At 71.7% G+C, this 25,476-nt stretch carries 21 protein-coding genes; 2 read left to right on the top strand and 19 right to left on the bottom strand.

What is annotated here, in order from left to right:
- Window positions 1-12 precede the first annotated feature (12 nt).
- The 5 genes from CHC09_RS36425 to ald form a co-directional block, all read right to left on the bottom strand.
- A complete protein-coding gene (locus tag CHC09_RS36425; RefSeq protein ID WP_089297835.1) occupies window positions 13-1,158 on the bottom strand; it encodes a hypothetical protein in 1,146 nt (381 codons plus the stop codon).
- Window positions 1,159-1,260: 102 nt separating this feature from the next.
- Complete coding sequence (locus CHC09_RS36420) at window positions 1,261-1,935, bottom strand: zinc metalloprotease (protein ID WP_089297834.1); 675 nt, start codon at window positions 1,933-1,935, stop codon at window positions 1,261-1,263.
- An 11-nt stretch (window positions 1,936-1,946) separates the two neighbouring features.
- A complete protein-coding gene (locus CHC09_RS36415; protein ID WP_089297833.1) occupies window positions 1,947-2,879 on the bottom strand; it encodes a ParA family protein in 933 nt (310 codons plus the stop codon).
- Window positions 2,880-2,992: 113 nt separating this feature from the next.
- Window positions 2,993-3,907, bottom strand: a complete 915-nt coding sequence (gene xerD / locus CHC09_RS36410; RefSeq protein WP_089297832.1) for a site-specific tyrosine recombinase XerD — start codon at window positions 3,905-3,907, stop codon at window positions 2,993-2,995.
- Complete coding sequence (ald, locus tag CHC09_RS36405; protein ID WP_089297831.1) at window positions 3,904-5,019, bottom strand: alanine dehydrogenase; 1,116 nt, start codon at window positions 5,017-5,019, stop codon at window positions 3,904-3,906. The genes xerD and ald overlap by 4 nt, the downstream gene beginning before the upstream one ends.
- 147 nt (window positions 5,020-5,166) lie before the next feature.
- Here ald and CHC09_RS36400 point away from each other — a divergent pair, with 147 nt between their 5' ends.
- Window positions 5,167-6,372, top strand: a complete 1,206-nt coding sequence (locus CHC09_RS36400) for a barstar family protein (protein ID WP_089297830.1) — start codon at window positions 5,167-5,169, stop codon at window positions 6,370-6,372.
- 514 nt (window positions 6,373-6,886) lie between these two features.
- Here CHC09_RS36400 and CHC09_RS36395 read toward each other — a convergent pair.
- The 5 genes from CHC09_RS36395 to CHC09_RS36375 all read right to left on the bottom strand — a co-directional run bounded on the left by CHC09_RS36395 (window position 6,887) and on the right by CHC09_RS36375 (window position 11,462).
- The gene (locus CHC09_RS36395; protein WP_089297829.1) at window positions 6,887-8,389 is read right to left on the bottom strand and encodes a cellulose binding domain-containing protein; all 1,503 of its coding nucleotides are present in this window, start codon (window positions 8,387-8,389) and stop codon (window positions 6,887-6,889) included.
- An 80-nt stretch (window positions 8,390-8,469) separates the two neighbouring features.
- Entirely contained in the window at window positions 8,470-9,099 is a 630-nt protein-coding gene (locus CHC09_RS36390; RefSeq protein WP_089297828.1) for a maleylpyruvate isomerase family mycothiol-dependent enzyme, read from the bottom strand.
- Between the two features lie 56 nt (window positions 9,100-9,155).
- Window positions 9,156-9,572, bottom strand: a complete 417-nt coding sequence (locus tag CHC09_RS36385; protein WP_089297827.1) for a VOC family protein — start codon at window positions 9,570-9,572, stop codon at window positions 9,156-9,158.
- A gap of 86 nt (window positions 9,573-9,658) precedes the next feature.
- Window positions 9,659-10,852, bottom strand: a complete 1,194-nt coding sequence (locus CHC09_RS36380; RefSeq protein WP_089297826.1) for an MFS transporter — start codon at window positions 10,850-10,852, stop codon at window positions 9,659-9,661.
- 97 nt (window positions 10,853-10,949) lie between these two features.
- Window positions 10,950-11,462, bottom strand: a complete 513-nt coding sequence (locus CHC09_RS36375; protein WP_089297825.1) for an ArsR/SmtB family transcription factor — start codon at window positions 11,460-11,462, stop codon at window positions 10,950-10,952.
- A gap of 154 nt (window positions 11,463-11,616) precedes the next feature.
- Between CHC09_RS36375 and CHC09_RS36370 the strand changes: the two genes are divergently transcribed.
- Window positions 11,617-12,999: an alpha/beta hydrolase gene (locus CHC09_RS36370; RefSeq protein WP_089297824.1), complete on the top strand. Its 1,383-nt coding sequence runs from the start codon at window positions 11,617-11,619 to the stop codon at window positions 12,997-12,999.
- A gap of 3 nt (window positions 13,000-13,002) precedes the next feature.
- Here the strand turns inward: CHC09_RS36370 and CHC09_RS36365 are convergent, their stop codons facing one another.
- From CHC09_RS36365 to recN, 9 genes are all read right to left on the bottom strand, one after another.
- Window positions 13,003-13,551, bottom strand: a complete 549-nt coding sequence (locus tag CHC09_RS36365) for an NUDIX domain-containing protein (RefSeq protein WP_089297823.1) — start codon at window positions 13,549-13,551, stop codon at window positions 13,003-13,005.
- Window positions 13,551-15,230 (bottom strand): CTP synthase, encoded by a 1,680-nt coding sequence (locus tag CHC09_RS36360; RefSeq protein WP_089297822.1) that lies wholly within the window; start codon window positions 15,228-15,230, stop codon window positions 13,551-13,553. Before CHC09_RS36360 ends, CHC09_RS36365 begins: the two co-directional genes overlap by 1 nt.
- A 123-nt stretch (window positions 15,231-15,353) precedes the next feature.
- A complete protein-coding gene (locus CHC09_RS36355; RefSeq protein WP_089297821.1) occupies window positions 15,354-17,591 on the bottom strand; it encodes a hypothetical protein in 2,238 nt (745 codons plus the stop codon).
- 31 nt (window positions 17,592-17,622) lie between these two features.
- Window positions 17,623-18,729 carry a glycosyltransferase family 4 protein gene (locus CHC09_RS36350; RefSeq protein ID WP_089297820.1) on the bottom strand — a complete coding sequence of 369 codons (1,107 nt, stop codon included), beginning with the start codon at window positions 18,727-18,729 and terminating at the stop codon, window positions 17,623-17,625.
- A gap of 139 nt (window positions 18,730-18,868) precedes the next feature.
- The gene (gene murJ / locus CHC09_RS36345; protein ID WP_089297819.1) at window positions 18,869-20,602 is read right to left on the bottom strand and encodes a murein biosynthesis integral membrane protein MurJ; all 1,734 of its coding nucleotides are present in this window, start codon (window positions 20,600-20,602) and stop codon (window positions 18,869-18,871) included.
- Window positions 20,599-21,426, bottom strand: coding sequence for a hypothetical protein (locus CHC09_RS36340; protein WP_089297818.1), 828 nt, complete (start codon window positions 21,424-21,426; stop codon window positions 20,599-20,601). The genes murJ and CHC09_RS36340 overlap by 4 nt, the downstream gene beginning before the upstream one ends.
- Window positions 21,427-21,442: 16 nt before the next feature.
- Window positions 21,443-22,372: a copper transporter gene (locus CHC09_RS36335; protein WP_089297817.1), complete on the bottom strand. Its 930-nt coding sequence runs from the start codon at window positions 22,370-22,372 to the stop codon at window positions 21,443-21,445.
- 7 nt (window positions 22,373-22,379) lie between these two features.
- Window positions 22,380-23,558 carry a putative cytokinetic ring protein SteA gene (gene steA, locus CHC09_RS36330; RefSeq protein ID WP_089297816.1) on the bottom strand — a complete coding sequence of 393 codons (1,179 nt, stop codon included), beginning with the start codon at window positions 23,556-23,558 and terminating at the stop codon, window positions 22,380-22,382.
- A gap of 126 nt (window positions 23,559-23,684) precedes the next feature.
- Window positions 23,685-25,442 (bottom strand): DNA repair protein RecN, encoded by a 1,758-nt coding sequence (gene recN, locus CHC09_RS36325; RefSeq protein ID WP_089297815.1) that lies wholly within the window; start codon window positions 25,440-25,442, stop codon window positions 23,685-23,687.
- Window positions 25,443-25,476: the final 34 nt, after the last annotated feature.

Genomic DNA, 25,476 nt, shown 5'->3' with positions numbered 1-25,476 from the left:
ATCACTCGCGAATCAGATCAGGGACACCTGGATGCCGGTCGGCGTCGCCTGGGCGTTGCCGTTGATCCGGAAGCTCAATTCACCGCTCTGCGACTTCTTCTTCCCGCCGAGGTCGGTGTAGTCGGCGTTCCAGTGCACCCGCCCGGTGCCGTCGTCGACCAGCTGAACGGCGGCGCCGCTGAACCACATCACGCTGTCGGTACGCACACTGACCAGCGGATACGTCGTGATCGACCACTGCACGGTGACGTCCGTGCCGGGCACGTTGAGGCCGAACGGGCAGTTCGGCGGCCGCGCCCGGGCGCTCTGGGCGCACTCGTCGAGGGCGGTCCGCGCCTGCCCCTGGATGTTCTGCTGGGCCCCGGGGGCGAGGTCCGGCACGCCGAACTGCAGCGGGGCCACCTGCTCGACGACGCCGTTGGCCTGCGCGACCGCGGTCGCCCGGCTCTCCGCCAGCAGCGCGTTGCCGGCCGCGACCGCCTCGTACGCCCCCGGGAACGCGGCCGTCGCCCGCTCCGCCCCGCCGAGCCCGATCCCGTTCACGGTGACCTGACGCCCGCGCTGCCCGACGACGGCGAGCAGCACGAACGGCAGCCGGAGCCGCCACGAGCCGTCCTCCTCGACGGCCACCACGTCCTGATCGACCGTCCGGTCGCCGGCCCGGTAGCTCACCTGGACGGTCTGGGCCGCGGTGCCGAACTGGGAGCCGGCGTCCACCGCGTCGCCGACCTCCACGTCCCGCGGGCGGTACCGCTTCTCCTCCAGGGCCGCGTCGCTGAGCAGCGGGTACCGTCCGCTGTCGATCTGACCGCCCGAGGAGACCAGGTCCAGGGCCGCGGACGCGTCGCCGTCGGCGAGCGCGTCGAAGTAGTGCTCGGCGGCCGCCCGCGGGCTGTCGCCGCGCAACTGGGTCACGACGGTCACGATGCCGCCGGCCACCAGCAGCAGGCCGGCCACGGCCAGGATCAGGACGACGCTCGTCCGCCGGGTGCCGGAGGGCGCGGAGTCGAACGTCAGCGACGGGCCCGGGAAGGGTGCCGCGGGCGCCGGCGACACGGGCGGTGCGGCGGCGGCGACCACCGGCGCGGCGCAGTAGACGCACCACTGCTGGTCCGTCGGTATGTCACCCCCGCAGCGGAAGCAGAGGACCTTCTCCATAGCCGCACTCCCGGGACTATCACCACAAGTCACCGGAAGGCTACAGGAATCACCGCGTAGCGATCATATGGTTGCGAAACGGTCAGCCTCGCGTGCGGCCGGTCATCCCCAGACGCGGAGGAAGAAATTACCCAGGACGTCGAGGATCGCGAGGACCAGCGGATTTCCACCCGGGAAGAGGCTGAAGATCAGCAGGACCAGGATGCCGATGTTCTTGTCCTCGAACCACAGCCGCATCCACTGCATCCCCGCACCGGGCCGGGGCAGCGCGTTGTAGAGGATGCCGAACCCGTCCAGCGGCGGGATCGGGATCAGCGCGAGCAGCCCGAACGCGAGCAGGCCCACCCCGAGCGAGAGCAGCACCTGCTCGCCGTAGGGCAGCCCGTCGACGCCGTGCAGCACCAACCCGACGCTCAGGAATCGGAACAGGTCGGGGTCGGCCCCCGTCAGCGCGAACACCGCCAGCAGCAGCTCGCCGGCGAGGATGCACGTCACCGGGCCGGCGACGAAGACCGCCGCGGCCCGGCCGCGGCCGCGCCAGCGCGGGACGTCGTCGACGGTGAGGATCCTGCCCCAGCCCATCCCGCCGATCGCGGCGGCGACCGCGCCGAACGGGTCGACGTCGCGTCGCAGGCTCGGCCTCATCGGCTCGTTCCGCTGGGCCAGGCCGACCGTGCGCGCGGTGAACCGGATCGCCAGGGCACGCAGCATCAGGCCGCACAGGAAGGAGACGACCAGCGCGGCGAACGCGACCGGCGTTCCGAGCGCGAACAGCACGGAGCGGGACCCTACCCTCGTTCTGCCTTGGCGGCGATGACCTCGCGCGCCAACTGACGGTAGTTACGGGCGCCCGAGGACGCCGGATCCAGCGTAGTGATCGGCGCACCGGCGACGGTCGACTCGGGGAACTTCACCGTCTTCGTGATCACCGTCTGGTACACCTTGTCGCCGAACGCCTCGACGACCCGCTGCAGCACCTGGCGGCAGTGGGTGGTGCGGGAGTCGTACATGGTGGCCAGGATGCCCTCGAGCTCGAGGTCGAAGTTGAGCCGCTCGCGCACCTTGTCGATGGTGTCCAGCAGCAGGGCGACACCGCGCAGCGAGAAGAACTCGCACTCCAGCGGGATGAGCACGCCGTGCGCGATGGTGAGCGCGTTGATCGCCAGCAGGCCCAGCGAGGGCTGGCAGTCGATCAGGATGAAGTCGTACTCCTTGCGGACCGAGCGCAGGGCCCGGGCCAGGGCCATCTCCCGGGCCACCTCGTTGACGAGCTGGATCTCGGCCGCGGAGAGGTCGATGTTGGCCGGCAGCAGGTGCAGCCCGGCCACATCGGTCTTGATGATGACGTCCTCTGTGGCGACATCGTCCTGCATCAGCAGGTTGTAGATGCTCAGGTCGAGGTTGTGCGGGTTGACGCCGAGCCCGACCGAGCAGGCGCCCTGCGGGTCGAAGTCGACGAGCAGCACCTTCCGCCCGTACTCGGCGAGGGCGGCGCCCAGGTTGATGGTGGTGGTCGTCTTACCGACACCACCCTTCTGGTTCGCCAGCGCGATGATCCGGGCGGGGCCGTGCCGGTCCGTCGGCATCGGCTCGGGAATCGGCCGGCGCATCGTGTACGCCGTGGGATCGGCGGGACCGAGATCGGCGCCGAGGTCGAGGGAGTTCTGCTGGTCCCGGAGCGCGGAAGTCCAAGCCTCCGCACGTTGGCCGTGCCCTGACATCGCCCTCGCCCCCTATCCGACTCTCAGTCGGAACCGATGCCCGACTGTACGCCACACGTGCCGCACCTTCGGGGTCAGCCGTTCGGCGTGTCGCACCTATGGATGCGTACCTTCTAACGAGCACGCGGGTGAGAGGTCGCGTAGACCTCCCGCAGGCGCTCGACCGTCACCAGGGTATACACCTGCGTCGTGGTAACCGAGGCGTGTCCCAGCAGTTCTTGGACCACGCGCACATCCGCCCCGCCGTCGAGCAGATGCGTGGCGTACGAATGACGCAGGGTGTGCGGACTGACCGCATATGGACCGTCCACCGGGAGACCGGCCGCGAGGGCGCAACGGTGCAGCACGGTCCACGCGCTCTGCCGGGACAGCCGGCCGCCCCGGGCGTTGAGGAAGACCGCCGGGGTGCCCCGCCCGGCCTCCGCCAGGGTCGGCCTGGCCCGCACCAGATAGGACTCCAGCGCGGTCCGGGCATAGCCGCCGACCGGTACCAGCCGCGTGCGCCCGCCCTTGCCGCGCAGCACCGCGGTGCTCTCCCCGGTCAGCTCCAGGTCGTCGATGTCGGCGCCGACCGCCTCGGAGATGCGCGCCCCGGTGCCGTAGAGGAACTCCAGCAGCGCGCGGTCGCGCAGGCCCAGCGCGGTGTCCGCGGCCGGTGCCGCCAGCAGCCGGTCGACCTGCTCCACCTCCAGGGCCTTCGGCAGGCGCCGGGGCGGCGCCGGAGGGTGCACGTCCGCGGCGACGTCGTGCGCGACCAGCCGCTCCCGCACCGCGAACCGGTGCAGGCCGCGCACCGCGCTGATGGCACGGGCCGCGGAGGACGAGGCCAGGCCGCCGTCCCGCAGCGACGCGAGATGCCCGGACACGTCGGCCGGGCGCACCTGGGCCAGGTCCGCGATCCCGGCGGCGCTCAACTGCTCCGCGTAACGGGCCAGGTCGCGGCGGTACGACACGAGCGTGTTGCGGGACAGGCCACGCTCCACACCCAGATGGTCCAGGTAGGCCTGGATCGCCCGGTCGAGTGTCAGCTCAGCACCTCCGTCAGCGGCGTCACCCGCATACCGTGCGCCTCGGCCACCGGCCCGCAGACCACCTGGCCGTCGTGTGTGTTCAGACCCGCGGCCAGCGCCGGATCACGCCGCAGCGCGGCCCGCCAGCCATGGTTGGCCAGTTCCAGAGCGTACGGGAGGGTCACGTTGGTCAGGGCGTAGGTGCTGGTGTGCGGGACCGCCCCGGGCATGTTCGCGACGCAGTAGAACATCGATCCGTGCACTCGGTAGGTCGGCTCGTCGTGAGTGGTCGGCCGGGACGCCTCGAAGCAGCCGCCCTGGTCGATCGAGATGTCCACCAGCACGCTGCCCGGCCGCATCCGGGCGACCAGGTCGTTCGAGATCAGGGTCGGCGCCTTCGCGCCCGGCACCAGGACCGCGCCGATGACCAGGTCCGCGTCGAGCACGGCACGTTCGATCTCGTACGCGTTGGAGGCGATCGTCTGCAGGTGACCGCGGTAGTCGGCGTCCGCCGCGCGCAACCGGGCGATGTTCTTGTCCAGCAGCAGCACCTCGGCCCGCATGCCGAGCGCGAGCGCGGCCGCGTTCATCCCGGAGACGCCGGCGCCGATCACCACCACCTTGGCCGCGTACACGCCGGGCACGCCGCCCATCAGCACGCCGCGCCCGCCGCCCTGCCGCATCAGGTGGTACGCGCCGACCTGTGGCGCGAGCCGACCGGCCACCTCGGACATCGGGGCGAGCAGGGGCAGCGAGCGGTCCGGCAGCTCGACCGTCTCGTAGGCGATCCCGGTCACCCGGGCGTCCACCAGCGCGTCGGTGCACTCCTTGGACGCCGCCAGGTGCAGGTAGGTGAAGACCACCTGGCCCGCGCGCATCCGGTGGTATTCGCTGGTCACCGGCTCCTTCACCTTGAGGATCAGGTCGCCCTCGGCCCAGACGGCGTCGGCGTCCGGCAGGATCGTGGCGCCCGCGTCGCGGAAGTCCGCGTCGGTGATCGACGAGCCGAGGCCGGCGGCGCTCTGCACGAACACCTGATGTCCGGTCCGGGTGAACTCGAAGACGCCGGCCGGGGTGATCGCCACGCGGAATTCGTTGTTCTTGACCTCGCTGGGAATGCCGACTTTCACATCATTCTCCCTGCGTCACCGCGACGTTGCGCTGCGCGATATGTCCTTATCCGCCGCAGACTACCGCTGAGCAGCGCATCTTTCCCGGTTCATACGACTTGATCCCCTCACTAACGCGCAGTAACCATTAACCGGTACGGTCGCCCGATGACCGGCTTCCCCTGGCTTCTCGTCGACCAGAACATCGACGACGGCGACGCGGTGGTGGCGGCCTGCGCCGCCGTCGACGGCCTCTTCGCCGACCCGGGCGAGCCACCCGTCGAGCAGTACTCCCTGCTCGGCTGCGCCCCGGCCGGCCGGCTGCGCGCCGCCTGCGACGGGTACGGCTCGCCATGGCTGGGCAATATCGGCCTGGAGACGATCCACCGGCCCGACTCCAAGCATCCCCGCGAATGCTGGGAATGCACCGAAGAGTTACTCGACGTAACCGTGATCTCGGTCAGTCCCGCCGGATTCGGGGTCTTCGACGTGGTCCTGGAGGGCCGGCTGCGGATCGATCCGGAGCACCGCAAGCGGCGGCGCCGGCCGTCCCGTGCACCGGAGGCCGACGGATACGTGCTGACCGGGATCACCGGTGAGGGCGAGGAGAAGTTCGGCACCTGCCAGGACGTGTCCGGGGTGTTCCGGCCCAGACCGGAACCGCAGCCGAAACCGGCCACCCTGATCGGCTGCCGGCCCGAACCCCGCCTGCAACGGGCGATCGACGCGCTGGAGCGCGGTGCGGCCAAGCACCGGCGCATGATCATCGCCTCGATCTTCAGCGTGGCCTACGACGGGACCGCCACGCACATGCTCGACAGCGGGCTCGGCGCGGAGGTGTCCGACGTGCGGCCGTCCGTGGTCGGCGAGGGACTGCTCGACGTGACGTTCGAGAGCTCGTACGGCGACGCGATCAAAGGCGGACGGCCGACCGGGGCGCGGGAGATCTGGGAACACTGGCGCGGCGGCCGGCCGACCGAGGCGGGGCGGTGGGCGACGTACTCACCGGCGCAGCGGCACGAGTGGGCCGGGGCGGCGCTCGCCCACCACCGGCCGGGACCGGACCGGCCCAGCGGTACGACGTACCACCTGGACGGACGGCACGTCACCGACGAGGACGGGTTCTACTGCGCGATCGGCGAGGCGATCAACGGGCCGGGCGGGTACTTCGGGTGGAACGCCGGCGCGCTGCACGACTGCCTGCTCGGGGACTGGGGCGCGGCACCCGGATTCCGGCTGGTCTGGCACGACTCGGACGTGGCCCGCGAGCATCTGGTGCCCGGTTACGACCGGCGGGACTGGTGCCCGGCGGTCACCATGGACCATCTGCTGGCCTGGCTGGCCGAGGACGGGGTCGACGTCGACCTGCGCTGAAACCACCGGGACGCGGCGTCCGCGTCCGCGGTAGCGCCGCCGCCCAGGACCTCCGGAATTTCCCCGAGGCACGGTAGAAACCGGTCGCGGGGGTGCCGTCTCCCCCGCGACCGGCCGTCTCTCTCGCGATCCGCCGCCGGCTCCGGCGTAAACCTCCGGAACGTTCCGGACCGCTGCGGCTTTCTACCGCCCTTTTCCCGTACGTGCGGTGGGGCACCGTGACCAGGCGACACGCCAAGTCCCGTGACACCGCGGCGCGAGACCGTGCCCCCTCCGGTCCGCGGCGCGAGTCCAGGCCCGCTGCGCGCTGCGATCTCGAGCTCGGCGGACGCCGCGCGAGACTGGCACGGGACTTGGCGCGTCGCCTGGCCACGGGCGGATCAAATACGTACCAAAGCATGGGTTGACAAGGCGCCGGGCGGACCCGGCGCCTGCCGGGTGGTCGGTCGGCGACGCGGACCCGACGCCTGCCAGGTGATCAGGTACAGACGCGGGCCCGGCGCCTGCCGGGTGGTCAGTTGGAGACGCGGGCCAGACGGTCCTTGATGCCCTGGCCGAAGTTGGTGGCGGTGCCGTTGTGGTTGCTGATCAGCGACGGCCCGCTGGAGCAGTCCCAGGTGTTCCAGGTCCAGCCCAGGTAACCGACCTTGTTCGTGTCGGCCCAGTCCATCAGGCCGTCGATGAATCCGTGGGCGCAGTCGTTCTCGCCGATCTCGCTGAGGGTGAGCGGGACCTGGGCGGCGACCGGGGCGAGCTGACTGTTCCAGCAGGTGGTGTTCGCGCAGGTGTTGAAGTTGTAGATGTGCGAGAACGCCGCGAGGTTGTTCAGCGGGTCGGTCGGCTTGTAGGTGAGCCACTGGCTGAGGTCGTTCGAGTAGGCCAGGCCACCGATCATGATGACGTTGGTGGCGCCGGTGGCCCGGACCGTGTTGACCAGGCCCTGGAAGCCGGCCACCTGGTAGCCGATGCCGTTGCAGGTGCCGCCGTCGCGCCAGCACTTCCAGCCGCTGGTGGCGTCGCCGGTGGCCCGCTCCGGGTACGGCTCGTTGAACAGGTCGAGGATCACCGCGTCGTTGCCCTTGAAGGCGGTGGCAACGCCGGTCCAGAACGACGGGGCGTACTGGGCGTCGGGCATCGGCTTCTGGCAGGTGGCCTTCACGTCGCTGCAGCCGGACGAGGTTCCGGTGTAGAGGCCGTAGTTCCAGTGCATCTCGACGATCGGCGTGATGCCGTTCTGCACCAGCAGGTTCACGTAGTTCTTGACGGCGGTCTGGTAGTTGGCGCCGCCGTAGGCCGCCGGGACGTTCGCGGTGCCGAGCCAGCACTCCTCGTTCAGGGGCACCCGGACGGTACGGATCTTCCAGCCGCGCATCGCGTCGATCGAGGACTGGTCCATCGGGCCGTCCCAGATGCCGTTGCCCTGGATGCAGGCGAACTCGCCGCCGGAGCGGTTCACCCCGTACAGCCGCCGCTCCGCACCGGACGTGGTGACGAACTTGTTCCCGGACACCTTGAGGGCCGGGGCCGGACCGGTGGGAGTCACGGTCGGGCTCGTGCTGGGGCTGCCGCTGGGGCTGGTGCTGGGACTGGTGCTGGGCGTCGTGACTCCGCCGGTGCAGGCGACGCCGTTGAGCGTGAAGGCCGTCGGGACCGGGTTGCTTCCGGTGTACGACCCGGTGAAGCCGATGCCGGTCGAGGCGTTCGTCGCCAGGGGGCCGTTCCAGCTCATGCTGGCGGCGGTGACGTGCGCGCCGGACTGGCTCCAGGTGGCGCTCCAGCCCTGGGTGACCTTCTGGCCCGAGTCGGGGAAGTCGAAGCCGAGGGTCCAGGAGCTGAGCGGATCACCGAGGTTCTTGATGGCGACGTCGCCCTGGAAGCCGCCGGTCCACTGGCTGGCGATCTTGTAGGTGACGGTGCAGCCGACGCTGGCCGCGGACGCCGGGGGCAGCGCCGCGACCAGGGTGCCCGCGGCCGTCAGGGAACCGGCCGCGAGCAGCGCCATCGTGCGGAGTCTCATGGGGATGCCAATCGACGGAGACGGATTGGGAGCGCTCCCATTCTGTCCGGCGCCAACACCGCTGTAAAGAGCTGGAAACATCAAGCGGTCAGCCGGGCGTGCAGCGCCGCCGTCCCGCTGCCGGACAGCTCGCCGAGCACCACGGGGCGACCGGTCAACGCCAGCAGCAGCGCCTCCCCGGTCCCCCGCACGGTCAGCAGCCCCTCACCGCCCGCCCAGTCCAGGTCGGTGGCGACGAACCGCAGGCCGTCGAGCCGGCCACGGGGCACGAACGAGCCCCGCGCTCGCGGACCGACCAGGAACTCCAGGGACAGCAGCATCCGCTCCGGAACCAGATCCCGGGTCAGCCCGAGCGGGCGGCAGATGTCCTGCCCGTGCACCTGCAGGTCGGTGAGCTGCCCCAGCGGCCCGACGATCGGCGGGTTGAAGACGAACTCGGCATTGGCCCGCAGCTGCAGCCCGATCTCCTCCGCCGTCAGGTCCACCGCCAGATCACGGACCAGCTCGGCGTTGGCCCGGTGCACCCGAAACCCGTGCCGGAGCACGGCGGGAACGATCCGGCGGGCGCCGAAGATCCACGGGGCACACAGGTGCGCGGCGACCTCGTGCACCGTCCAGCCCTCGCAGAGACTCGGCGTGTACAGCTGGCCCGGCGTCAACGACTCGATGAGCTCCGCCATCCGGCGGCGCTCATCGGCGATCATCGACATGAGATCCACGGTGGACAAACTACCGTGCGAATCCGTCCGGTCACCGATGGACGGGACTAAGACTCGACGAAGATGCAGAACGGGTGACCGGCGGGATCGGCGTAGACCCGCAGCGGCTCCTCCGGGTCATCACTGCGGTCGAAGCGCAGCGTGGCGCCCAGACCCAGCGCCCGCTCGTGCTGCCGCTCCAGCTCCCGCACCGAGGAGACCGCGGTGTCCAGGTGCAGCTGCTGCGGCACGGCGGAGTCCGGCCACGTGGCCGCCTTCAGCTCGGGCTGCTGCTGGAAGGCCAGCCGCACCCCGCCGTCGCCGACCAGGACCAGCCAGTCGCGGCCCTTCTCGTCGTCCTCGCCGGGCGCCGGCGGCTCGTCGCCGGGCCGGTACTCCAGCCCCAGCAGGCGACGGTAGAACTCGGCCAGACCGCGCGCGTCCGGCGTGTCCAGCACGACCGACCGCAGCTTCGGAAAATCCACATTCCCTCCCTCGGCGATGAACGACGTCGGCGATGAGCGACGCCAAACTACTACCCAGGTCCGACGAAATGACGCGGCCGCCGCCGTCAGACCGTCGAGTGGGTGGCGGACAGCTCGGCGGTGCGCGGGGTGCGCTCGATCCAGGACATCACCGGCCGGACCGCGAGAGCGCAGGCGGCGAAACCGGCGCCGATCACCCACCAGCCCCAGCCCCCGGTCTGGATCACCAGAAAGGTGAGACCGGCCGGTCCGGCCAGCCGGGTGACCCCCTGCACCGACTTGTCCAGGCCGGAGTAGAGGCCACGCCGGGCGGGCGGCGCGATCTCGGTCTGCACGTACCACTGGGCGGCGGAGACCCAGAGCTCGGTGGCGGTGAACAGGGTGACGGCGAGGCTCAGCAGGACGACCGTGAGCCAGCCGCGGGTCAGCCCGGTGGCGGCGGCGATCGGGCAGGCGATCGCCGAGCTCAGCGCCGCGGCGCGGGTCAGCCGCACCACGCCCGGCAGGCTGCCGGCGCCGCGGGTGGCCCGGACCTGGAACGCCACGGCCAGCACCGTATTCAGCGCGACCAGCCCGCCGAGCACCGGCTTCGGCACGTCGGTTCGGGTGATCACCCAGAGCTGCAGCACATCGTTCCAGAGGATCGCGTGCAGCCAGAGCACGCCGAAGACCACCGAGCCGGCGCTGTACGGCAGGTCGCGGAGCACCTGCCACGAGCCGGACCGCGGGCCGGCGGCCACCGGCTCGGCGGCGGGCATCCGGGCCACCCCGGCCGCGTTGACCGCGCAGACCGCGGCCGCGACGAGGACCAGGAGCAGCAGGCCCGGGCGGGAGTCGAGGGCCAGGGCTCCGGCACCGAGGCCGGCGCCGAGGGTCCACCCCACGTTCAGGTACGCCCGGCTGAACGCCATCACCCGGACCCGGTTCTCCGGCGGCACCACAGCCGCGGTGTAGACGACCCGGCCACTGGTGGACAGGGTCTCCGCGGCGGTCTGCACGCACATCAGCAGCAGGAACGACCAGAAGCCGGCGGCCAGCGGGTAGGCCGCGAAGGCCAGCGCCCGGATCGCCGTGCCGACCGCCCAGGCCCGCCGGCCGCCGATCACGTCGGCGAGGTGGCCCAGGGGCATCGAGCCGACCAGCGCGACGAGGCCGGCGGCGGAGAGGCCAAGGCCGATCTGTACCGGTTCGAGTCCGACGTAGAGGGTGTAGAAAACCACGCTGCCGGCCAGGAATGCGCCGGTGCCGGCCCCCCACAACGCGTTCTGGACGGCCAGCATCCGAGGTAGTCCGGCTGGGGGAAGAATCTTTCCGATAGCTACCTTTGAATGCGTCACCGGGACCTATCGGATCATGAAACCCGCAAGTGGGCAATACCTACCGGGTGGCGGTGAGGATCGCCAGAAGCGGGACGACACAATCACCGGGCACCGCGTACTGACCACGGGACGGCACCCGGAGCCAGCCGGCCGCGACGAGTTGTCGCAGATGGTGATACACCTGGCCGGTGGTGCCCAGTTCGGTGTCCTCGGCCAGTTCGGCGGCCCCACGCGTACCGGAGAGGATCTTCTGCAGCAATCGCAGGCGAACCGGATGGCCGAGCGCGTTGAAAACCGGCGCCGCCTCGGTCCAATCGGTGGCGAGAATCTCGTCGAGGTGGAGGGCGAACTGCCAGTCGTAGTGTTCGCCCGTGGGCAGGTCGACGACTCCGGTGTAGAGGACCGCGCCGGAGGTCTCGGCGACCCGGCTGCGCAGGCCCTCCAGGGCCCAGAAAACTTCCGCGTGGGCGGCAGAGGGTAGCCCGGGGGCCGCCGGCTTGCTGGCCTGCTCGACCAGGTCGGCGACGGTGCGTTCGAGAACGGATAGACGTTCGTTCAGGTCATCGGTCATGTTTCGAACGTACGCATGTACGTAACTACGATCTATGTCAATTCACTATCTGCACGACAGTGCCTGACGGAGATTAGGGGGAGATCCGGATAGGACGGTGAGCGGCCAGAGACAACGATGAATCGGCAACCATCGCCGGAGCCGAGGAGTCGCCGTGCAGCTGGCCGCCCTGATCACCGCCCTCGCCCTCGCCGTCACGCCGCCGACGGCCCATCCGAGCCCGGGGCTGGACTGGGGCGCGTGCCCCAACGACATCCCGGGCCATCCACCCAGCTCCGCGGTGACCTGCGCGACGCTGACCCTGCCGGTCGACTGGTCGGATCCGCACGGCGCGACCTTCGGGATGGCCGTGGTGAAACGGTTCGCGCGGGCGCCCGAGCGCAAGGTCGGCACGCTGGTCTTCGGGCCGGGTGGCCCGGGCGACTCCGGCGTCGACCGGGTCCGGAAGGGTGACCGGTTCAGCGACGAGCAACTGGACCGGTTCGACCTGGTGAGCTTCGACCCGCGTACGGTCAAGCGAACGGCCGCACCCGGCTGCGCGCCGGAAGCAGACCGCCCACCGGTCATCCTCGCGGACCAGACGCAGTTCGACGCCGCGGTGGCCACGAACCGGGCCTACTGGGACCGGTGCCGGGCGAGCAGCCCGCTCCTCGACCATGCCGACTCGGTGACCCAGGCCCAGGACCTGGACGCGCTGCGGCGGGCGCTGGGTGAGCGGCGGCTGACCTTCCACGGCTCGTCCTACGGGACACTGCTGGGCGAGATGTACGCGGAGCGGTACCCCGATCGGGTACGCGCGATCGTCCTCGAGAGCGTCTTCGACCACCACCTGCCGCTGACCGAATTCGTTCGCTCCGAGGCGGCCGGGCTGCAGGACTCGTTCGACGAGTTCGTGGCCTGGTGCGGGCGGGTCACCGTGGACGAGTGCGTGCTGCACGGCACGGACGTCCGGCAGACCTGGCGAACCGTCCTCCAGGACGCCGACCGGGGCAGATATCCGTCGCTGACCTCGTTCGAGGTCGCCGCGATCCCGTTCGGGCTGACCCCGCAGTGGGGCCGGCTGGCCACGGTGATCGACCAGCTCACCAAGGGGACCGCGCCACCGGCGCCGGCTCTGGACGTGGCGGCCGGGGTGTTCTGCGCGGACTTCCCGGCGGACGTGCGCGACTACCGGGCGTACCGGAGGCTTCTGGAGATCACGGAGAAAGCGGCGCCGGACGCACGGTACGGGGCCGGGATGCTGGCGATCCGGACCTGCCTCGGCTGGCCCCAACCGGTCGCGAATCCCCCGCACCGGCTCGACGTGCGCACACGCACCCCGCTGCTGCTGCTCAACGCCGTGCACGACCCGCGCACGCCGTACGGCTGGGCCCGCCACGTCGAGGCCGAACTGGGGCGTGCCGGCCGGCTCGTCACCTACCTGGGCTCGGGCCACGGGGCGTACCGGAGCAGCCCCTGCACGATCGCGGCGGTCGACCGCTACCTGATCGACCTGACGGTTCCGCCGCCGGGCACCTCGTGCCCGGCGGCGGAGTAGCGATCAGCGCACCCGGGCGGCGGCGAGCAGACCCGCCACCGCGGCCGCGTTGGTGATCTCACCGCGGAGCACCATCGCGACCGCCTCGTCGAGGTCGACCCGGGTCACCTCGAGGTCGGCCTCCTCGTCGTGCCGGGCGAAGCGGTCCGCGTGCGGCACCGGCGCCAGGTCACGGGCCAGGTAGACCAGCACGTGCTCGGTGCTGAAGCCGGGCGAGGTGTGCACCTCGACCAGCTTCTCCATCCGGCCGGCCGTGAGGTCGGCCTCCTCGGCGAGTTCGCGGGCCGCGGTCAGCGCCGGGTCCTCGTCCTCGACGTCGCGCAGCCCGGCCGGCAGCTCCCAGATCCGGGCGCCGAGCGCGTGCCGGTACTGCTTGATCAGCACCACCCGGCCGGCCTCGTCGAGCGCCACCACGACGACCGCGCCCCGGTTGCGCACCACGTCACGCTTGGCGGTGCCGCCGTGGGACATGGTCACCTCGTCGGTGACGACATCGAAGATCGGACCCCGGTAGCGCTCGATCCGGGCGACCGTCTCGTGCTCGAAACCCATCAAGATGCTTCGACCGGCAGCTCGTCCGCGGCCGCGTACGCGATGGCGGCCTTGATCAGGCCGTCGAAGAGCGGGTGCGGGCGGGTCGGCCGGCTCTTCAGCTCCGGGTGCGCCTGGGTTGCCACGAAGTACGGGTGCGTCTCGCGGTCCAGCTCGATGAACTCGACCAGGCGGCCGTCCGGCGAGGTGCCGGAGAAGACCAGGCCGGACTGGGCGAGCTTGTCGCGGTAGTCGTTGTTCACCTCGTAGCGGTGCCGGTGCCGCTCGGAGATCTCCGTCGCGCCGTAGACCTCGGCGACGATCGAGCCCTCACGCAGCTTCGCCGGGTAGGAGCCCAGGCGCATCGTGCCGCCCAGGTCGCCCTTGCCCGCGACGATCTCCTCCTGGTCGGCCATCGTGGAGATCACCGGGTAGGTGGCGGTCTCCTCGAACTCCAGCGAGTTCGCGCCCGCCAGGCCGGCCAGGTTGCGCGCCGCGTCGATGGTCATGCACTGCAGGCCGAGGCAGAGGCCCAGGATCGGGATGCGGTTCTCCCGGGCGTACCGCGAAGTGTTGACCTTGCCCTCGATGCCGCGGACGCCGAAGCCGCCGGGGATGACGATGCCGTCGACGCCCTTCAGAGCGTTCGCGACGCCGGCCGGGGTCTCGCAGTCGTCGCTCGGCACCCAGCGGATCTTGATCTTCACGGTGTTGCCGAAGCCGGCCGCCCGGATCGCCTCGCTGACCGACAGGTACGCGTCCGGCAGGTCGACGTACTTGCCGACCAGCGCGATGGTGATCGTGCGCTTCGGGTGGTGCACCCGCTCCAGCAGGTCGTTCCAGGTCTGCCAGTTCACGTCGCGGAACGACAGGCCGAGGCGCCGGACCACGTACGCGTCCAGGCCCTCGTCGTGCAGCACCTTCGGGATGTCGTAGATGCTCGGCGCGTCCGGGCAGGCGATGACGGCCTCGACGTCCACGTCGCAGTAGAGCGCCAGCTTGTGCTTCATCTTCTCGGGGATCTCCCGGTCACTGCGGCAGATCAGGGCATCCGGCTGGATACCGATGTTGCGCAGCGCGGCCACCGAGTGCTGGGTCGGCTTGGTCTTCAGCTCACCCGACGGGGCGAGGTAGGGCACGAGCGAGACGTGCAGGTAGAAGACGTGGTCCCGGCCGACCTCGTGGCGGACCTGACGGATCGCCTCCAGGAACGGCAGCGACTCCATGTCACCGACGGTGCCACCGACCTCGGTGATCACCACGTCCGGAACGAGGCCGTTCTCGTCCGGGTCGGCCATCGCGAAGATCCGGCTCTTGATCTCGTTCGTGATGTGCGGGATGACCTGCACGGTGTCGCCGAGGTACTCACCACGCCGCTCCCGGGCGATGACCGCCGAGTAGACCTGGCCGGTGGTCACGTTCGCCTTGCCGGAGAGGTCCCGGTCCAGGAAGCGCTCGTAGTGCCCGACGTCCAGGTCGGTCTCCGCGCCGTCCTCGGTGACGAAGACCTCACCGTGCTGGAACGGGTTCATCGTGCCCGGGTCGACGTTCAGATAGGGGTCGAGCTTCTGCATCACGACGCGGAGCCCGCGGGCGGTGAGCAGATTGCCGAGGCTGGAGGCGGTGAGGCCCTTGCCCAGCGAGGAGGCGACGCCCCCGGTGACGAAGATGTGCCGAGTGTCACGCACTGTTGAGGCCAAGGCCCGCTCCCGTGGTCGCCGTCTTGCGGATCGTGCAGACCGGGGCTTCTTCGCCCCATCCACGGGAATTCACCGTAACACTCATTGCCGGACCCACTACGTTCGGGCTGGTGGGCATGCGTGTCAGCCTGCCGATTCGGTTACCGAGAGTTGATCATCGTCGGCTTTGCGCAACAACGGGCCGCCCGGACCCTCGGTCACCCCCGGCGCCGGAGTGCGGTCCGCGGCGTGCAGCAACACCCGCAGAGCGGTCAGAACGGCGATCGGCACCGCGGTCGCGGCCGCCGCGCCGGCCACCCCGAGCGCGGTACCACCGAAGACCCCGGCGGTGACCGACGCCACCACCGTGCCGGCGATCGCCGCCCGGATCGCGGGATGCAGGCCGTACACCCGGTTCAGCCCGCCCCACGGCGAGAACTGGCCGAACGCCAGCATCAGCGCACCCGCCAGGGCGAGCAGGGTCAGCGGACTGTCCAGCAGCGCCTGACCGTTCGCCGCGGCCGCCCGCTGCATCGCCGGCCCGGCCGTGCCACTGCCCAGCGCGCTCAGGAACCGGCCCAGCGTCCCCTGTTCGAGGGTCGTGCGATGCAGATCCAGTGCGGCGAAACTCACGGTCACCGCGATCGCGCCGACCGTCGCCCAGGCGATCCGGGGAAACGTCAGCCAGCCACCGGAGCTCATCGCCGCCGCCACGCACACCCCGGCGGTCACCGCGATCGCACCGACCGGGTCGGCGCCCAGGTACGGACTGCCCACCATGACCACGCCGAGACCGCCGAAGAGCACCATCACCACCGGCCGCCAGGTCCGGCCCACCCACTGGGCAAGGCAGCCGGCCGCCAGCAGCAGCCCGGCGATGAAGACGCCCAGGCCGACACTGCCCAGCCCGGCGTACCGGATGCCGTGGGTCGCCGCGTAGCCGGCCACGCCGTTGAGTTGCAGCCGCGCCCCGGACAGCAGGTCCACCACGATCACGATCGCGCTGAGCGCGGCGGACGCGCCCATCGGCCAGAGCGTCATCCGGTAGCGCGGGGCCAGCCGGACCGCCAGCATCCCGAGGGCCATCAGCACGAACGTCGCGCCGCCGAACATCCAGGCCGGATGGTCGGCGTTCCACCACGGCGCGACGTCGGCGATCAGAGCCGCCGGGATGGCCAGCGCGACCGCGATCAGGGCCGCCTCCAGCGCCGCCACCAGCCTCGGCGGCGGCAGCGGTGGCGCGACCGGTCCGGCGTGCCGGCGCGCCCGCATCAGCACCGGCACGAGCGCGGCGAAGAGCAGCACCTGCACCACGGCCAGCACGGTGAAGAAGATCGACGCCACGCCGTGCTGGGCGATCGCCCGCTGGTCCGCGTTGTTGCGGCCCTGCATCGCCGCGGCCGGGTCGTCCGGCCGACCGGGCGAGACGGTGGCCGCATACCCGGCGAACAGCTTCTCCGGAGCCGCCTTGCCGAGCACCGCCAGCACCGTCGGGGCCAGGTCGATCAGCTGGAGGTAGCCCTGCCGGCCGGTGCCGGCCGAGGTCAGCCAGCCGCCCTCCCAGCCGTGCCCCTCGGCGATCGCCACGTGCAGGCGGGAGGTGCTGTCGGTGTCCGCGACGCCGGCGATCAGCAGCAGCGACCGCTCCGGGCGGGCGGCCAGGACCCGGGCCAGGTTCGCGTCGGCGGCGGCCGCCGCCTCCTGCCGCTGGACCCCGGTGCCGGAGACGGTGCCCAGGTCGACGACGCTCAGCACACAGTCGGAAAGCAGCTTGCGCGGGTCGTCGGGGAGAGTGTCGGCGTACTCGTCGACACGGCCGAACGGGCGGGCGGCGGCGAGCGCGGCGTTCCGGCCGACCGCCACGGTGCAGCGGACCGATTCGGCGAGGGCGCCCGGGGTGGTGCCGTACGGCAGCCGGTCCTGGTTGTTGCGCACCACGGTGTTCTGCGCGTTCACGTTCGCGCCGATGTTGTCCGGACGGGTCAGCTCCGGCTTGATCGGCGGGCATTTCCCGGGCACCGGCCGGGTGTCCCAGGCCGCATAGTTACCGGCGCCCAGCGTCAGCCAGCCGTCCGACGGGCAGGTCGCCTCGTGCGCCGAGCGCACCGACAGCCAGCCGATGGAGCCCTTGGTGGCCTCCCGCCACAGCGCCGGAGTGCGTTGCGGGTCGAGATCGTCCCAGCGCAGCCCGGCCGCGCCGGCGACGATCACGTAGTCGGCCGTGCCCCGGTCGGCCTGGCCGGCCGGGCGGATGGTCAGCCCGAGCAGAGTGGCCGCCACGACCAGGACGACGAGCAGGAAGGGCACCCAGGCCGCGGCGCTCCTGCCGCGCGGGGTTCCCGGCGGGCGAACCCGACGGATGCGGTCGAGACGGCTGGTCATGCCGCCACCTCCGCTGCGCTCGTCAGGTCGCTCATGCGGCGGCGACCTCGGCGTACGCCGAACGGACCGCGTCGACGACGGCGGTCTCGTCCGGCCAGGTGGCGGCCTGGACGGGTCCGCGGGCGGCGAGGTCGGCACGCAGCCCCGGATCCGACAGCACCGTCCGTACGGCGTTGTCCAGCGCGTCCAGGTCCCCCGGCGGGATCAGCACCGCGGCGTCCCCCACCAGGCCGGGCAGCCCGCCGACGGCGGTGGTGATCAGCGGCACGCCGGCCCGCAACGCCTCCTGGGCGAACAGCTGCCGCGCCTCCCAGTCGCTGGTGACCACCGCCAGGTCGGCGCCGAGCAGCAGGTCCGGCACATCGCTCCGGTGCCCGAGCAGGTGGAACGGGGCGTGGGTCCGGGACGCCCGCTGAGCCAGCGGCATGTAGCTGGGCCCGGAGCCGGCGACCACGACCACCGGAGCCGGATCGAGCTCCCGCCACCGGGCGGCGGCGTCGACCAGCAGGTCGTAGTGCTTCTGCGGGTGCAGCCGGCCGACCGACAGGATCAGCGGGGTGTCGCCCTTGATCCGGAACTCGGCGCGGACCGCCTGCCGGGTGCGCTTCGGCGGCCGGTGTTCCGGGGCGGCCACCGGACCGAGCCGGGCGTTCTTCGCGCCGAGCGCGACGGCCCGCTCCACCAGGTCCTCCGAGGCGCCCAGGGTGAGCTCGGCGTTGCGGGCGACGATCCGTTCTACCAGGGCACCGGCCTGGCCGCGCAGGCCCTTGGCGAGCACGGCGTTGTGCCAGGTGACGACGAGCGGCACACCGGTACGGGCGAGCGAGACCACGAAGGCCGCCCGCAGCCCGTGGGCGTGGATCACGTCAGCCTGGCGGCCGGCGATCGCTCGGCGCAGCGCCCGGATGGCGCCGGAGTCCTGCGGGCCGGGGTCGGCCGGGATCTCGACCGGGCTGTACTCCACCCCGGCGGCGGTGAACCCGTAGTGCTCGTCGTTGGCGGCCGGCCCGCAGACCAGCACCCGGCAACCGGCCGCGACCAGGCCGCGGGCCAGCGACAGGACGTGCCCACCGGTGCCGCCGGTAGCGGAACCCAGCACCAGCACGACCGTGCCACGCCACCCGTCGTCGCTGCTCACGAGCGGTATACCCCTCTCCTCGCACGCACTGATCGGCGCGCGGACCGAAATTAACAGGCGTCCGCCGGACGCCGGCCGCATGGCCGAAGTTAACAACCACCCAACCGATCCGGTGCGCCGGACCGGTTGGGTGGCCTCGCTATCTCCGCAAACGCCGCACCAGTGTCCCGGCGAGCGGGCCCAGATCGCGCCGGTCGAGCGCGAACGCCACCGTGATGAAGACCACCACGACCGCGATCCCGCCCAGCAGGCCCTGCAGCAGGCTCCCGGACACGCCCCCGGTATGCCCGGCCAGCCCCGTCGCCACGCCCCACCCGGCGAGAGCGGCGACGGCGGCCGCGCCCACCGCGGCGGCGACCGCGCGGAACAGACCGGCGAGCGCGGCCGGACCGGCGTGCCGGCGCACCGCGAGGACCAGCAACAACCCGGTCACGGACATGCCCAGCGCGTTGGCCAGGCCGAGCCCGGCCAGCTCCGCCCCGCCCTCGGTGGTCGCGGTGACCGCCACGACCGCGATCCCGGCGCAAAGCCAGCCGACGCCGGACGCGACCGCCGCCGCGACCGTCGCGCCACGTGCGTAGAGCGCCCGCGAGAGCAGCGCGAACAACGCGTAGCCGAGCAGGCCGGGCGCGAAGCCCACGATTCCGGGAGCCGCGCCCTTCGCGTTCATCAGGTGGGCCGCGGGGACCGCCAGCCCGGCGAGCGCGGCCATGCCCAGCCCGGCCAGCAGCACGACCGACCGGGCGGTGCCGGAGAGCGCGCCGGCGTAGGCGGTCTCGTCGCGCCGCACCGCCGCGTCCGCCAGGCGGGGGTAGACCGCGGTGGCCAGCGGCACCGCGAGCACCGCCCAGGGCAGCAGGAAGACCGTCTGCGCGCCGTTGTACCGGGCGAGTTGCTGCGCGCCGAGCGTGACGATCAGGGCGACCACCACCTGCTGCGCGCCGACGGTGACCGCGCCCGCCCAGCCGAGACGGACCGCCTGACGGCCCTCGCCGCCGGGGAACCGGAAACCGGGGCGCAGCCGCAACCGCAGCCGGTACAGCGGGATCAGCAGGCAGAGGCTCAGCACCACGACGCCGAGCGTGGTGCCGGCCGAGAGGGTCAGCTCGCCCGCGGTGGAGAGCCCGGCGAAGTCGGTGCGGGCGCCGTCGATCCCGGCGTACGTCAGGTAGGCCGCCATCACGGTCACGCTGGAGAGCAGGGGCGCGATCACCGGCCAGGCGAATCGGTGATGGGCCTGCAGCACACCGGTCAGCACGATACCGATGCCGTAGAGCGGCAGCTGCGGCGCGAAGATCCGCAGCATCCGGGCAGCGACCTCCTGGTGCTCGGGCGGCACCCCGTGCAGCAGGCCGGTGATCGGCCCGGCGGCCAGCGCGACCGCCACGGCGAGCGGGACGGTCAGCGCCACCATCCAGGTCAGCAGGGCGGACGTGATCCGGCCGACCCCGGCGCGGTCGCCGTCGGCGACCGCTCGGGCGAGCAGCGGCACCACGAGGCTGGCCAGGGCACCGCCGGCGACCACCTCGAAGACGATGTTGGGCACCGTGTTGGCGGCGAAGTACAGGTCGGGCAGGCCGCCGTGGCCGCCCTCGCCGACGGTGTAGAAGAAGACCAGGGTGCGGCCGAAGCCGGCGACGCGGGCCAGGATGGTGAGCACGGTGATCAGCGCGGCGGCGCCGGCCACCTTCGCCGCGGTGGTGGCGGGGCTTTTCGCCGTACGGCCATTCGCGACCCCGGAAGCGCCCGGCTGGATCACGTTCGGGGTCGCCGGAGTCGCCGGAGGCGCGTTCGGGGTTGCCGGAGGCGCGTTCGGGGTCGCTGGGGGCGCCGGAGTCGCGGACGCGGCGCCGGAGTCGTCGGTCGAGGTCACGCCGGCCGGCGGCCGATCTCGTCGAGGTACCGCAACCACGGCGTGTCCTGGATGACCCGGGTGAAGCTGACCTTCTCGCTGGCGGCGGTGAGCGAGGCGATGGCGGCCAGCGCGGCCAGCCGGCCGACCGTGCCCGTACGGGCGGTGAACGCGACGCCGAGCAGCGCGCCGAGGGCGTTCGCGCCGGAGTCGCCGAGCATGATCTCTTCGTTCAGGTCGGCCGGGAGCAGGGCGGCGCTCGCGCCGAGCGTGCCGGCGGTCATCGCGGCGCCACGGCCGACCGCGAGCGGTGCGCCGAGGATCATGCCGGCTTTCAGGGCCCGGCCGGGGCGCAGATCGAGCAGGTTCAGCAGGTTCGCGGTGCCGGCGATGACACCGGCGCCGAGCAGCACGTCGACGCCGCGGCCGAACCGGCCGGTGCGGCGGCTGCCGATCAGCGCGGAGGCGGCCAGCCCGGCCGCACCCACCCCGCCGATCTTGACGAGACCGCTGGTGACCCGGCCCTCGCGGAGCGCGCCGAGGTGGCCGGCGAAACCCTTCGCGGCCTTCTGCTCGGGACGGTTGCCGACGAGGTCGTCGTAGAGCCCGACCGCGCCGCTGACCGCACCGGCGGTCACCGCGGCGGCGGCGAGCCGGCTGTTCGCCGCACCGGTGGCCGCGCCGATGGTGGCACCGGCGGCCAGCGCCGGCCCTCCGGCGAGGGTGACCGTGCGCCCGTGGAAGTTGGTCCGGCGCAGGCCGGCCGCCTTCGGGTCGCGGCTCACCCAGCCGAGCACGGCCCGAGCGACCGAGGCGCCGGTCCCGAACGAACGGAGAAAAGCCATGGCTGAAGAGTCTGCCTTACGGAGCGGCCGACGGCACCAGCGAGGTGGCACCGGCGGCAAGGCCGTACTGGCCGGTCTTGTTCAGCACCAGCCGCTCGTGGGTGGCCATCGCGGTCGACAGCTGCCCCTGCACGGTGCTCGCATTGTCCACCGTGGAGATCAGCTTCACCAGGGTCGGGTCGCTGCGGATCTCGGCGACCAGGTTGTTGTCGCCGGCGCTGGTGCCGGCCACCACCAGCGGCCGGTTCTTGCTGAACTGGGTGGCCACGGTCACCGTGTTCTGGATTTTCTTCGTGGCGTCCTTGTCGGTGGCCGGAGCGCCCGCGATCAGCACGATCGCCTCGGCGCCGCCGACCGCGCCGTCGCCGACCCAGATGTAGCCGGGCTTGGCGAGCGCGGCCAGCACCGCGGTCACGTCGCCCTGGCTCGGCACGGTCGCGCCCTGCAGCAGCGTGAGCGCGAGCAGCGCGGACGCCGTCTCCACCCCGTCACTGTTCGACGGCAGGCCGGCGGCCGGGATGCTCGGCTGCGACGACTGATCGGCCAGGTCGAGCAGTTCGTTGGCGTTGGCCGGGTCGATGAACTTCTCCTCGAGGGTGACCCGCGCGGTGATCGTCGCGCCGGCGACGTTGAGCATCTTCACCACGCCCTCGGCCGAGTCCTTGCCGCCGGGCAGCGCCACCACCGCGACCTTGCGGGTCGCCAGCTTGCCGGTGAGGGCGAACGGCGCGATCTCGTTGGCGAAGGCCTGATTGCTGTTCAGCTCTTCCTTGTACTGGTTGAGCTGGTCGCGCATGACGTTGTTGTCCTTGTTCAGCGCGGTGACGCGCTCCTTGAGGTTCTCCGAGACCGGGCCGTTGAGCGCGGCGGTGCCGACGACCAGGCCGATCGCCAAGGCGAGAAAGACCGCGGTGAGCGACACCACGTGGTACCTGAAGTTGATCACAACGCCCTCAGAGAAGATTGCCCAGCTGGAAGACCAGATTGTCCCACCACTCGGACACCACGGTGAGGTATGCCTTCCCCACCGTGGACACCGCCACCGCCGACGCCATCGCGGCCATCGCCGAGAGAATCAACAGCAGCAGCGCCGAGCCGGAGATGTTCTGCCGGTAGAGCCGGCTGACGCCCTTGGCGTCGACCAGCTTGCCACCGACCTTCAACCGGGTGAGGAACGTCGAGGCCATGCCGCCGCGCCCCTTGTCGAGGAACTCGACCAGGTTGGCATGCGTGCCGACCGCCACGATCAGCGACGCGCCCTTCTCGTCGGCGAGCAGCATGGCGAGGTCCTCGCTGGTGGCCGCGGCCGGGAAGGTGAGCGCGTCGACGTCCAGGTTGCGGACCCGCTCCAGCCCGGGCGCGCGACCGTCCGGGTAAGCGTGGACGACCACCTCGGCGCCGCAGCGCAACACGTCGTCGGTGACCGAGTCCATGTCCCCGATGATCATGTCGGGAGTGTGGCCGTTCTCCACCAGCGCGTCGGCACCGCCGTCCACGCCGATCAGCACCGGCTTGTACTCCCGGATGTACGGCCGGAGGACGTCCAGGTCCTCCTTGTAGTCGTAGCCGCGGACCACGATCAGCACGTGCCGCCCGGCGATCCGGGTCTGCACGTCCGGCACACCGACGCCGTCGAGCAGCAGGTCCCGCTCCTGCTTCAGGTAGTCCATGGTGTTCGCGGCGAACGCCTCGAGCTGCACCGACAGGCCGTCCCGGGCGTCGGCCATGGCCTTGGCGACGCTCTCCGCGTCCTGCCGGGTGCCGGTGGCGACCGGCGCGCCGTCGAGCAGCACCTGGTCGCCCTCGATGCTGACCACCTGGCCCTCGCGCAACCCGGCGAAGATCTCCTCGCCGAGGTTGTCGACCAGCACCACGCCGCCCTGGACCAGCACCTCCGGGCCGAGATTCGGATACCGCCCCGAGATCGACGGCTTGACGTTGAGCACCGCGGTGACGCCGGAGGCGACCAGCGAGTCGGCCGCGACCCGGTCCAGGTCGACGTGGTCGATCACGGCGATCTCGCCGGGCCGCAGCCGGCCGGTCAGCCGCTTGGTACGCCGATCGAGCCGAGCCACCCCGGAGAGCGGGCCTGGCTCGCTGGTGCGCACACGGCGCAAGGTGGGAAGTCGCATCCCGGCCATCCTGACACGCCGCTTCACGCGGCCCCCGTTAGACATGCACTAGCTCATTGACAAAACGGACGTTTCATCCGTCGTTCTGTCACATTTTTCTCTCGTGTTTCCCCCGCCACGTTTCACTCAACCACGCTTCTCCCGTCCCGCGACCGCCAGCAGTTCCTCCGCATGGGCGATGCCCAGATCGGAATCCGGCAGCCCGGCCAGCATCCGGGAGAGCTCCCGAGCCCGCTCGTTCTCCTCGACTATGCGCACACCGCTGGTCGTAATCGCGCCACCGGTGTCCTTCGCCACCACCAGATGGCGGTCGGCGAACGCCGCGACCTGCGGCAGGTGTGTCACGACCAACACCTGATGGGTCCGGGCCAGACGGGCCAGCCGCCGCCCGATCTCCACCGCCGCGGTGCCACCGACACCGGAGTCCACCTCGTCGAAGACCAGGGTCGGCGGGCCGCCCGCCCCCGCGAAGACCACCTCGATGGCGAGCATCACCCGGGACAGCTCACCGCCGGACGCGCCCTTCTGCAACGGCAGCGACGGCGCGCCCGGATGGGCCAGCAGCCGCAGCTCCACCTCATCGGCGCCGTCCGCCCCGGCGGCCAGCTCCCGCCCGTCGACCGTGACCGACGGCTCGTCCCGGCTCGGCGGCCGGGTGACCACCACGACCTCGACCCGGGAGTGCGGCATCGCCAGCCCGGCCAGCTCCACGCTGACCTCCTCGGAGAACCGGACGGCCGCGTCACGCCGGGCCGCGGTCAGCCGCCCGGCCAGCTCACCGACCGTGGCGGCGAGCCGCTGCCGCTCCCTGTCCAGCTCCTCGAGAAGCTCGTCGGAGGTGTCCAGCTCGGCAAGCTTCGTCCTGGCGGTCTCCGCCCAGACGATCACGCCGTCGATGTCGTCCGCGTACTTCCGGGTCAGCCCGCGCAGTGCGGCCCGCCGCTCATAGATCGCCTCCAGCCGGGCCGGATCGGCGTCCAGCCCGCTCAGGTAGGCGGAGAGCTCCGAGGAGACGTCGCCGACCAGGGTTGCCGCCTCCTCGATGCGCAGGGCCAGCTCGCCCAGGCGGGGATCGACCCCGGACTGGCCCTCCAGCGTGCGCCGGGCGGTGCCGAGCAGCATGGTCGCGTCCGCCGTCTCGTCGGCCGCCTCCACCCCGCCGGCGAGAGCCTGCGCCGCCAGGGTGGCGGCCAGCCGAAGCCCCTCGGCGTGCTCCAGCCGCTGCACCTCGACGCGCAGATCCTCGTCCTCATGCGGCTGCGGGTCGACCCGGGTGATCTCGTCGAGGCCGAGCTTGAGCAGGTCGGCCTCCTGCGAGCGCTGGCGGGCGTTGCGCCGCCGGTCGGCCAGGTCGTCGACCACCCGGCGCCAGCGCGAGAACGCCTCACGGTAGCTGTCCAGCAGCTTCTCGTGGCCCGGGCCGGCGAACCGGTCCAAGGCGGACCGCTGCTCGCTCGGGCGCAACAGACGCAGCTGGTCGGACTGCCCGTGCACGGCGAGCACCTGCTCGCCGAGCTCGCTCAGCGTGGCGACCGGCATGCTGCGCCCGCCCACGTGCGCCCGGGACCGGCCCTCGGCGGTCACCGTGCGGCTCAGCAGCAGCGAACCGTCCTCGTCGGTCTCACCGCCGGCGTCGGTGATCCGGGTGCGGACCGCGTCGCCGAGCATGCCGTTCAGCCGCAGCCGGCCCTCGACCACCGCCCGGCCCGGGTCGGCCCGGACCCGGCCGGCGTCGGCCCGGCCACCGAACAGCAGTCCGAGACCGGTCACGACCATCGTCTTACCGGCGCCGGTCTCACCGGTGATCACGTTCATCCCCGCGGAAAGCCGCAGGGTCGTGTCGTCGATGACGCCGAGCCCGGTGATGCGCAGTTCCTCCAGCACAGGGCAGAGGGTAGTGGGGCCCCCTGACAATTGC

The organism is Actinoplanes regularis, from assembly GCF_900188005.1.
GTDB classification, from domain to species: Bacteria; Actinomycetota; Actinomycetes; order Mycobacteriales; family Micromonosporaceae; genus Actinoplanes; species Actinoplanes regularis.
This window is presented reverse-complemented; position numbering and strand designations above follow the sequence as displayed.

What these genes read in the sequence shown, in the direction of transcription:
- CHC09_RS36425 (WP_089297835.1), bottom strand. Translation starts at nt 1,158, where the DNA reads ATGGAGAAGGTCCTCTGCTTCCGCTGCGGGGGTGACATACCGACGGAC.
- CHC09_RS36415 (WP_089297833.1), bottom strand. Translation starts at nt 2,879, where the DNA reads ATGTCAGGGCACGGCCAACGTGCGGAGGCTTGGACTTCCGCGCTCCGG.
- CHC09_RS36400 (WP_089297830.1), top strand. Translation starts at nt 5,167, where the DNA reads ATGACCGGCTTCCCCTGGCTTCTCGTCGACCAGAACATCGACGACGGC.
- CHC09_RS36395 (WP_089297829.1), bottom strand. Translation starts at nt 8,389, where the DNA reads ATGAGACTCCGCACGATGGCGCTGCTCGCGGCCGGTTCCCTGACGGCC.
- CHC09_RS36390 (WP_089297828.1), bottom strand. Translation starts at nt 9,099, where the DNA reads ATGTCGATGATCGCCGATGAGCGCCGCCGGATGGCGGAGCTCATCGAG.
- CHC09_RS36380 (WP_089297826.1), bottom strand. Translation starts at nt 10,852, where the DNA reads ATGCTGGCCGTCCAGAACGCGTTGTGGGGGGCCGGCACCGGCGCATTC.
- CHC09_RS36375 (WP_089297825.1), bottom strand. Translation starts at nt 11,462, where the DNA reads ATGACCGATGACCTGAACGAACGTCTATCCGTTCTCGAACGCACCGTC.
- CHC09_RS36365 (WP_089297823.1), bottom strand. Translation starts at nt 13,551, where the DNA reads ATGGGTTTCGAGCACGAGACGGTCGCCCGGATCGAGCGCTACCGGGGT.
- CHC09_RS36355 (WP_089297821.1), bottom strand. Translation starts at nt 17,591, where the DNA reads ATGACCAGCCGTCTCGACCGCATCCGTCGGGTTCGCCCGCCGGGAACC.
- CHC09_RS36340 (WP_089297818.1), bottom strand. Translation starts at nt 21,426, where the DNA reads ATGGCTTTTCTCCGTTCGTTCGGGACCGGCGCCTCGGTCGCTCGGGCC.
- steA (WP_089297816.1), bottom strand. Translation starts at nt 23,558, where the DNA reads ATGCGACTTCCCACCTTGCGCCGTGTGCGCACCAGCGAGCCAGGCCCG.